This window comes from Rhodococcus sp. NPDC059968 (assembly GCF_042738615.1).
Classification (GTDB): domain Bacteria; phylum Actinomycetota; class Actinomycetes; order Mycobacteriales; family Mycobacteriaceae; genus Rhodococcus_F.
Genome location: NZ_JBHWUE010000209.1, coordinates 1 through 5,992, shown reverse-complemented (window position 1 = coordinate 5,992; position 5,992 = coordinate 1). Strand labels below are relative to the sequence as shown.

Genomic DNA, 5,992 nt, shown 5'->3' with positions numbered 1-5,992 from the left:
ATGATTGCACTGAAAGTGCCTTTCCGTATGTGGACAATCGTGATGTGAGAATCTTGATTGTCTCACTACGGGAGGCGCTTTCGTCATTCGCACCCCGTTACGGCCGGCGTAGTCTCCACGGATCCAGGCTAAATAGTCGACATACTTACGAACTAATTAGTAAGTGCCGCATCTTGTTTGGTGGTGAGGGTAATAGTCGTGAAGTAGCGCTGCCCCCTCTGAGGGAGGCGCAAGAAATTGCGGGCAGAATCCGCGAACGAAGGGAGCTATGAGGACAATGCGGTTTACGAGATCCGGATACTCGAGTGCCATTCGCAGCGCGACGCCCCCGCCCAGCGAGTTTCCCGACACGTGCACCCGCCCGACACCGAGATGGCTGAGGAGTTCGGCCATGGCCTTCGCGGAGATGGCGCTATAGGGGAGTCCGCTGTCCTCGACGAGATGAGACTGTCCAAAGCCGGGTTGGTCCGGAACGATTACTCTGAACCTGGTCCGCAAAACCTCGATGCAGGCAGCAAAGCTGTCCCATCCCGTTTCCCCTGGAGCTCCTCCGTGAAGGAGCAGGAGGGTTGGACCCGACCCGAGGTCTCGGTACGAGATGTGAGCCTCGGAGGTCCGATAGGAATGGGCCGCGGGGATCTCCGGCACGAGTGCGTTCTCCTTTGTCACGTGGACTACGGTCTCCTTGGCTCTCATGCGCCTGATCTGCCGGTTCGGTTGTTATTGCGCCGCTAGGAGTCACTTCGATTGTCATGCCCGGCACCTCCGCCTCGCCGGTAATACGAACACAGACTATCCCCCTGGCGCAAGGGCTTCGGGCGGACAAACCCGTAGCCAAGTCGTCCGTAGCCGGACTAGGTGGTCGGGGTGCCAGGCCGGGGTGGGTCGCCCGCCCAGCTGCAGGCACCCGGCGCGCTGACCCTCTGCAGATGCCGGCGGACGTGACGGAGACCGACCCCGCAAGTTGCCGTGCGGTGGCACCTCAGGGTCCGATTGACCGCGGTGTCACCGTCACAGAGTTCGCGAAAGCGATTGTCCAAAAACATATCTTGGACACACACCGAGGTCTGAGCAGGGCGCCTGCGGCTCATGAATGGAAGGGCCGCCGAGAGGCCCCGTCGGCTTGTTACTGGCTCCGCCGGGGCTGCACCAGGCGGCGCCGCAGTAAGTTGGTCACGGCCGAGACTTCGCGATTCACGCCCAGAGTGATCGGGTTGTGGGGGGCTTCTTCGCGTGTTTCAGGCAGGAAAAATTCTGCACGGATTTGTTTGAACGCTTGCCACCGTGGATCGTCTGTGTTCGTATTATTGTCGTAGAGGGTGGCGACAACCCGAGCACTGGCTCGGCACCGGCTCCTCGGATGGGTTGTCAGGCAGCGGGAATCGCTGTCTGACTGCTCCTGACAGGGGCGTTCGGGCGAACGCTTCGCAAGGCGAGATGCACTTGCGGTTCAAGTATGCCGACCGATCGTTTCAACAAGCCAGCTCAGCATTCGTGAGCCGGCGACAACCGGCCAGGCCGCGCAACCTCGTCTGCGCACACGCAGTACGGAGGGGTCAGGCCCCGCACATCGGCGTGCAGGTCATCTGAAGCTTCGTTGTATTCCAATTCGAAAGGAAATCCGTGAAGCACATCACCAAGTCAGTCACTGCGGTTGTCGGGGCATTGAGCCTCGTCGCTCTGGCATCATGCGCAGGCGGCGGTTCTGACAGCCAAAGTTCGGCGGGAACCGACACCAACGGGTCTTCCATTGCCCTCCCGGAAAGCGTCAAGGACAAGGGTGCGCTCGACGTCGCCGTGTACGTGCCTTACCCGCCGTACACCACGGTAGGCACCGATGGAGAGCCGGGAGGTCTGGAGCCTGACCTGTTGAGGGCTGTCGCGAAGAAGTTGGGGGTCACCCCGAAATTTCATTCGATGAAGTTCGAAGCCATGATTCCCTCTGTTGTGAGCGGACGAAACGACGTCATGATCGGCGTCATGGCCGACACGGAGAAACGCCGAGAGGTGGTCAGCTTCACTGACCTGTACACCGCGGGTTTCAAAGTCGTCACGGCCGCGGGAAACCCAGCATCTATCGATGCAACCAACCTGTGTGGGGTGACGATCGGCGAAGCACCGGTGAGCGTTCAGCACGACATTGTCAGCCAGCTCTCCGCGGACTGCGTCGCTGCTGGCGAACCGCCGATTGAGATCTTGGACCTGGTTAATCCCGCGGACAACCTGGTCACGATTACCAACGGGCGGACCGACGCGACGCTCATCGACGTCATCATGGCAGCGGATCTCGTCAAGACGAATGACGACTTCGAAGCCCTCGACGAGGTCATCGAGGGCCCGGATGTGTACACCGGTTGGCTGTACGAGAAGGACAATGACGTCATGATCAACGCTGTGTGCGAGGCGGTTTCGGCGCTGATCGAGGATGGCACCTGGGCGGACATCATGGGGCAGTACGGAGCGGACGAGGTGGCTCTGACCCCGATTCGCATCAACACCGAGCCGGCGGACTGCTGACCATGATCAACAAATTGGATACGCCCTCGCCCTCCGCCAAGGAGGAGGTGGCAGACGTGCCACCGCCCGGCGATGCGACTCTTCCTATCGTCAAGCTAGGTCACCCGTACCGGTGGATGGCGGCTGTGGTCATCGCGTTGCTAGCCGCTTGGTCTGTGCGGATCCTCGTGGTCACGCCGACGTTCGAGTGGGACGTAGTCTGGGACTACCTCTTCGACAACGAAGTCCTGCTGGGTGTTCTCCGGACGCTTCAGATGACTGTTATCTGCATGGTAGTGGGAATAACTCTCGGAACCGTCATTGCAATCATGCGTCTGTCGCCGAATCCGATCCTGAAGGGCGTTGCTTCGTTCTACCAATGGTTCTTTCGGGGAACCCCCACTCTCATCCAACTAATCTTCTGGTTCAACCTCTCCAGCGTCTTCCCATCCATCGAATTCGAGTTGTTCGGTTCCACCTTCGTGAGTTGGAATACCAATGAACTCATGACGCCGTTCCTGGCGGCGGTGCTCGGCCTCAGCCTGAATTTCGCGGCCTACCACTCGGAAATCGTAAGGGCGGGCATTCTTTCGGTCGACGAAGGGCAGTCCGATGCGGCCGACGCGTACGGGTTGAGTCGCGCTCAGACGCTGCGCTTCATCGTGCTGCCGCAAGCGATGCGAGTGATTATTCCCCCGACTGCCAACGAGACCATCGGGATGTTGAAGTGGACGTCACTCGCGAGCATCGTTTCGTACACGGAGCTTCTTACCACAGTAGGCAACATTTACAACACGACCTACCAAGTTATTCCGCTGCTGATCGTCGCCGCTCTCTGGTATCTGTTCATGACCACAATTCTCAGCATCGGCCAGATCTTCATCGAGAAGCGGTTTGCTCGCGGAACGACCAGGAGTGCTAAGAAGTCTGCCATTGGGGACATCCTCGGCAGTATGCGGAGAGGAGTGCGCGCATGAATCCCATGATTTCTGCCCGATCGATCAGTAAGCACTACGGTCATCAACAGGTTCTGAAGGATGTGTCACTGGACGTTGCCAAGGGTGAGGTCTGCTGCTTGATCGGACCCTCCGGGGCCGGGAAGAGCACGCTGCTGCGCTGCGTAAATCACCTCGAGCACCTCGATGGCGGACGACTCATGGTGGACGGTGAGACCGTTGGCTATCGCGAGCGAGGGGGCAAGCTGCGGGAGATGAAGGTGCGTGACGTGGCGAAGCAGCGTGCCAAGATCGGCATGGTGTTTCAGCACTTCAACCTATATCCGCACTTGACGGCGGAGCAAAACGTGAGTCTTGCACCCCTCACGGTCCACGGTAAGGAAAAGGGGGCGGCGCGGGCGAGGAGCGTCGAGTTGCTCGAGCGCGTCGGCCTGGGCTCGAAGACTGGCAAGTACCCGCGGCAGCTTTCCGGTGGCGAGCAGCAGCGAGTCGCGATCGCCCGCGCCTTGGCGATCGACCCGAAGTTGATCCTGTTCGATGAGCCTACGAGTGCGTTGGACCCGGAACTCGTGGGTGAGGTGTTGTCGGTCATTCGCGACGTCGCGGATGAGGGAATGACCTTGCTGGTCGTTACGCATGAGATTGCATTTGCTCGCGAGGTTGCCAACCGCGTGGTTTTCATGGATGGAGGAACGATTGTGGAGCAAGGCAGCCCGGAAGATGTCACCCTGCGCCCCCGCGCCGAGCGTACGAAGGCCTTCTTGGAGCGCGTCCTATAGGCGTAATGAGTTGCACCGCCCCGCCCGCCACGCGGTCATGTAGCCAGGCGGCATTTTTGCCCCGACTGGAGGAATCCCTTGTCAAATTCCGATGTGCACATGAATCTAGTCTTGTTCTTCAATCCTGGAGGTAGGCTCCCATCGAGTTGGCGTCGGCCAGAAAGCCGTGTCGAAGATCTCTACAAGCTCGACTTCGCGATCGAGGTGGCGCAGCGAGCCGAGCGCGCCGGGTTCGACGCGCTCTTCTTGGCGGACGTCTTCTACGAGGCCCACCTCGGTAGGGACCCCTTCTCCACGGGCGTCGAGCCGTTGACGCTGATGAGCGCGCTCTGTCCGGTCACCACGCAGATCGGCCTGATCGGCACGGTGTCGACGTCGTTTGTGAATCCCTACAACCTTGCCCGCTACCTGGCCAGCATCGACCACATGAGCAAGGGCCGGGTCGGCTGGAATGTGGTGACGTCGTCCGCGGGTGGCGAAGTGTTCGGTGTCGAGCTGCCGCCGCGCGAGGAACGATACTTGCGCGCCGATGAGTTCGTGCGAGTAGCCGAAGAACTCTGGGACGCCTGGGACGACGATGCGGTCATGAACGATCGCGACTCCCGAGTCTGGGCCCGAGGCGATGGTATTCACCCGGTCAACTTTCAGGGTGAGTACTTCAGCGTGCAAGGTCAGCTCAAGATGCCGCGATCACCCCAGGGAAGGCCGGTCATTGTTCAGGCGGGGCAGTCCAGCGACGGGATGGACTTCGCGGCACGCCATGCCGAGGTCGTCTTCACGGCTCAGACCGATATCGAAGAGGCGCAACAGTTCTACTCGGAGGTCAAAGGCCGTGCGGCGGCCCTCGGACGCGATCCGTCGACGATCAAGATCCTTCCGGGCATAGCGCCGATCATCGGTGAAAGCTTCGCTGCGGCACAGCAGATCGCTGCGGAGCTGGCAACGCTTGTGGACATGGAGGTCGGCCGAAAGGCAATGGAGATCACCCTGCAAGGGGCAGACCTTACCGGCCTCCCGCTGGACGCACCGATCCCGCCGGACCGCCTTGCGGATCCCGAGGTAGCAGGCTCGGCCGGAGGGCTCGGAGCGAGTCGGTACAAGAACTTCTACGCCATGGCGGTACGCGACAAGATGACGCTGAGGGACCTAATCTTCGAGAGTGAGCGAGGACTGGGTCACAGCACGGTCACCAACTCCGTGTCTCGGGTAGCAGACAGATTCGAGGAATGGTTCACCAAGGGGGCCTGTGATGGCTTCGCCATCACCCCCGTCTACATGCCGGACGGGCTCGACGTCATCTGCGACAGCCTTCTTCCTGAACTGCAGCGGCGGGGGCTGCATTCCTCGGAGTACACCGGGTCCACACTGCGCGATCATCTTGGCCTCGAGCGGCCCGAAGTCCTCAGGGGGTCCGAAGACGCCCCAGCACTCCGTCGGCTCGTCTGATGGCGCAGCCAGCCCCTCTGCCGTGACAGAGGGGCTGGCCTGCGATCGATCCAAGGATGTACTCCGCTCTTTCCCGATGCGCACATGAGCGATATCGCCGGCATCCGCGCCCAACATGGTTGACGGGCAGACCCTTCGCCCAGCGTCTCGAGGCGGTGTCGTCCTTGCGCGAGCAGACGATGGCGGAGACGACGTTGCCGCCAACGTAGCGGCCCGGAGCTGATCGAGCGAAAGCGACACCGTGGTGCTGCGGACGGCACCGAGTCGGGACCGTGCCACGGCAAGCGACTCGAAAGCGGTCGACATGCCCAGCGC

Annotated in this window: 5 protein-coding genes; 4 read left to right on the top strand and 1 reads right to left on the bottom strand. The window is 60.9% G+C overall.

The features are described 5' to 3' along the window. Positions 1 to 156 precede the first annotated feature (156 nt). Positions 157 to 696, bottom strand: coding sequence for an alpha/beta fold hydrolase (locus tag ACFWAY_RS52900; protein WP_378516418.1), 540 nt, complete (start codon positions 694 to 696; stop codon positions 157 to 159). A 927-nt stretch (positions 697 to 1,623) separates the two neighbouring features. Between ACFWAY_RS52900 and ACFWAY_RS52895 the strand changes: the two genes are divergently transcribed. The 4 genes from ACFWAY_RS52895 (at position 1,624) to ACFWAY_RS52880 (ending at position 5,677) form a co-directional block, all read left to right on the top strand. Continuing rightward, entirely contained in the window at positions 1,624 to 2,517 is an 894-nt protein-coding gene (locus ACFWAY_RS52895; protein WP_378516417.1) for a transporter substrate-binding domain-containing protein, read from the top strand. 2 nt (positions 2,518 to 2,519) lie between these two features. After that, positions 2,520 to 3,473, top strand: a complete 954-nt coding sequence (locus ACFWAY_RS52890; RefSeq protein ID WP_378516416.1) for an amino acid ABC transporter permease — start codon at positions 2,520 to 2,522, stop codon at positions 3,471 to 3,473. 5 nt (positions 3,474 to 3,478) lie between these two features. Then, entirely contained in the window at positions 3,479 to 4,231 is a 753-nt protein-coding gene (locus tag ACFWAY_RS52885) for an amino acid ABC transporter ATP-binding protein (RefSeq protein ID WP_378516419.1), read from the top strand. A gap of 99 nt (positions 4,232 to 4,330) precedes the next feature. Next, complete coding sequence (locus tag ACFWAY_RS52880) at positions 4,331 to 5,677, top strand: NtaA/DmoA family FMN-dependent monooxygenase (RefSeq protein WP_378516415.1); 1,347 nt, start codon at positions 4,331 to 4,333, stop codon at positions 5,675 to 5,677. Positions 5,678 to 5,992 lie beyond the last annotated feature (315 nt).